We start from the raw sequence: 3,275 nt of genomic DNA, 5'->3' as shown, positions 1-3,275 counted from the left end.
CCTCCACGCCGCCGGCACGCCCGCCCCGATGCCGACGACCCCGGCGCCCGACATGCGCGCCGAGATCGCCGGCGAGCTCAACGGCGCGCCCCTCGACGCGCGGCTCACCTTCGCGAACTTCCTGCTCGGCCGCTCGAACTCCCTGGCGCATGCCGCCGCCGACCGCGTCGCCCGCCACGACGGCGAGGGTGCGCTCTACAACCCGCTCTACTTCCATGCCGGCGTCGGCCTGGGAAAGACCCACCTGCTGCACGGCATCGGCCACGCCGCCCGCGAGGCCGGCCGCCGGGTGATCTACCTCACGGCCGACCGCTTCATGTACGGCTTCGTCAACGCCCTGAAGACCCAGAACGCGCTCGCCTTCAAGGAGCGCCTCCGCGGCATCGACCTGCTGATCCTCGACGACGTGCAGTTCATCCAGGGCAAGTCGATCCAGGCCGAGTTCGGCCACACCATCAACGCGCTGATCGATGCCGGCCGTCAGGTCGTCGTCGCCTCCGACCGGCCGCCGACGGAGCTGGAGGCGCTCGACGAGCGCGTCCGCTCGCGCCTGGCCGGCGGCCTCGTGGTCGAGATCGGGATGCTGGACGAGCAGCTGCGCGCCTCGATCCTTTCCGCGCGGCTCGCCGCCGTGCGGGTGGCGCATCCGAGCTTCGAGGTCTCGCCGGCGGTGGCGACCTACGTGGCCCGCGCGATCACGGCCAACGGCCGCGACCTCGAGGGCGCCGTGAACCGCCTGCTGGCCCATGCCACGCTCACCGGCACCGCCGTGACCATGGAGACGGCCGAGACCGCGATCCGCGACCTCGTGAAGAACCGCGAGCCGAAGCGGATCAAGATCGAGGACATCCAGAAGCTCGTCGCCTCGCGCTACAACGTCTCGCGCTCCGACATCCTCAGCGAGCGCCGCACCGCCGCGGTGGTGAAGCCGCGCCAGATCGCGATGTACCTGTCGAAGGTGCTGACCCTGCGCTCGCTGCCCGAGATCGGCCGCCGCTTCGGGGGGCGCGACCACACCACGGTGCTCCACGCCGTGCGCAAGATCGAGAAGCTGATCGGCGAGGACGCGGTTCTCGGCGACGAGGTCGAGCTCCTGAAGCGCATGCTGCAGGATTGATCCTGCTCCGTCCCTCCCCTCTCGCGGGGCGGGACGCGCGGGGCGGGTCGTCGGCCCGTCCCGCCCCCGATCGCCCTGTGCGAGGGGCGAATCGCGCCCTTGCCTTCGCGCCGCCGCTTCGCCAAGCTGAACGGCCAAACTCCGAACCCGCCGGCCGCGGCGGCGTTCGAGCACGGTCCTTCGAGCATTCAGAGTACTGCGATGAGAGTCACTGTCGAGCGTGCGGCCCTCCTACGGTCGCTCGGCCACGTGCACCGCGTCGTGGAGCGGCGCAACACGATCCCGATCCTGTCGAACGTGCTGCTGCGTGCCACCGACGGCGGCCTTCAGCTGCGGGCGACCGACCTCGACATCGAGGTGACCGAGACCGTGCCGGCCGACGTCTCGGATCCGGGTGCCACCACCGTGCCGGCCCACGTGATCTACGACATCGTACGCAAGCTCCCCGAGGGCGCGCAGGTCTCGCTCGAGACCGGCGGCGAGTCCGGCCAGATGACGATCCGCTCCGGCCGCTCGCGCTTCGCGCTCGGCGCCCTGCCGGAAGGCGACTTCCCGGATCTCGCCGCGGGCGAGCTGCCGCACAGCTTCGGCATCGCGGCCGCCGACCTCAAGCGCCTGATCGAGAAGACCCAGTTCGCGATCTCGACCGAGGAGACGCGCTACTACCTCAACGGCATCTATCTCCACACCATCGAGGCGGAGGGGCTGAAGCTGCGCGCGGTCGCCACCGACGGTCACCGGCTCGCCCGCGTCGAGATCGACGCGCCGGAGGGCAGCGCCGGCATGCCGGGCATCATCGTGCCGCGCAAGGCGGTCGCCGAGATCCAGAAGCTCGTCGACGACGGCGGCGACAGCGTCGCCATCGACCTCTCGCCCGCCAAGATCCGCCTGCGCTTCGCCTCCGGCGTGACGCTGATCTCCAAGCTGATCGACGGCACCTTCCCCGACTACCAGCGCGTCATCCCGGCCGGAAACGACAAGCGCCTCACCGTCGAGCGCGAATCCTTCGCGCGGGCGGTGGACCGGGTCTCGACGATCTCGTCCGAGCGCGGCCGGGCGGTGAAGCTCGGCCTGCAGGAGGGCCGCCTCTCGCTCTCGGTCAACAACCCGGATTCGGGCAGCGCGACGGAGGAGCTCGACGTCGACTACGAGGCCGCCGGCCTCGATATCGGCTTCAACGCCCGCTACCTCCTCGACATCACCGGCCAGCTCGAGGGCGACACCGCCCTGTTCAAGCTCGCCGACCCGGGCTCCCCGACCCTGATCCAGGACCGCGAGGGCGCCTCGGCGCTGTACGTGCTGATGCCGATGCGGGTGTGAGCGAGGCACCGGTTTCGCACTCGGGTGGGGCATCGAACGAGACGGATGATGCGGATGCGCAGCGCCTCACCCGCCTGACCGCCCGCGACTTCCGCAACCACGCCGATCTCGACCTGCCGCTGTCGGACCGCTTCGTCGCGCTCGTCGGCGAGAACGGGGCGGGCAAGACCAACATCCTGGAGGCGATCTCGCTGTTCGCGCCCGGCCGCGGCCTGCGGCGGGCCGAGTTCTCGGCGATGGCGCGCAAGGACGGCCCCGGCGGGTTCGCCGTCTCGGTGACGCTGGCGCGCGACGGGGCGGAGCACCGCCTCGGGACCGGATGCGAGCCGCCGGGCTTCGACGGGCGCATCAGCCGGCTCTGCCGGATCGACGGGGCCGGCGCGCCCTCCCCGGTCGCCTTCTCGGAGTTCCTGCGCGTGGTCTGGCTGACGCCGGACCTCGACGGGCTGTTCCGCGGGCCGGGCGGCGACCGCCGCCGCTTCCTCGACCGGCTCGTGCTCGCGGTCGATTCCGGCCACGGCGCCCGCGTCTCGGCGATGGAGCGGGCGCTGCGCTCGCGCAACCGCCTGCTGGAGGAGCGCCCGAACGACGGCCGCTGGCTCGACGCGATCGAGCGCGAGGTCGCCGAGCTCGGCGTCGCCGTCGCGCTCGCCCGCCGCGAGACCACCGAGCGGCTGGATCGCCTGATCCACGAGACCCGCGACGACGCGCAGCCGTTTCCCTGGGCGGCCCTGCGCCTGGAGGGCGACCTCGACGACCTCGTCGCGGTCTGGCCGGCGCTCGAGGCGGAGGACCGCTTCCGCCTCGCCCTCGCCCGGGGCCGCCCGCGCGACCGCGC

General features: G+C 72.2%; 3 protein-coding genes. All 3 read left to right on the top strand.

Annotated elements, in window-relative coordinates:
• Positions 1-1,117: chromosomal replication initiator protein DnaA (gene dnaA / locus FV230_RS26355; protein ID WP_246687925.1), on the top strand; the 1,117-nt coding region annotated here is incomplete at its 5' end.
• A gap of 201 nt (positions 1,118-1,318) precedes the next feature.
• Positions 1,319-2,437 carry a DNA polymerase III subunit beta gene (dnaN, locus tag FV230_RS26350; RefSeq protein WP_147844487.1) on the top strand — a complete coding sequence of 373 codons (1,119 nt, stop codon included), beginning with the start codon at positions 1,319-1,321 and terminating at the stop codon, positions 2,435-2,437.
• Between the two features lie 74 nt (positions 2,438-2,511).
• A partial coding sequence (locus tag FV230_RS26345) for an AAA family ATPase (protein WP_246695013.1) occupies positions 2,512-3,275 on the top strand: 764 nt, incomplete at its 3' end.

This window comes from Methylobacterium sp. WL6 (assembly GCF_008040095.1).
GTDB lineage: Bacteria > Pseudomonadota > Alphaproteobacteria > Rhizobiales > Beijerinckiaceae > Methylobacterium.
Note: the sequence above shows the minus strand (reverse complement) of the source record. Positions and strands in the feature narration are given on the sequence as shown.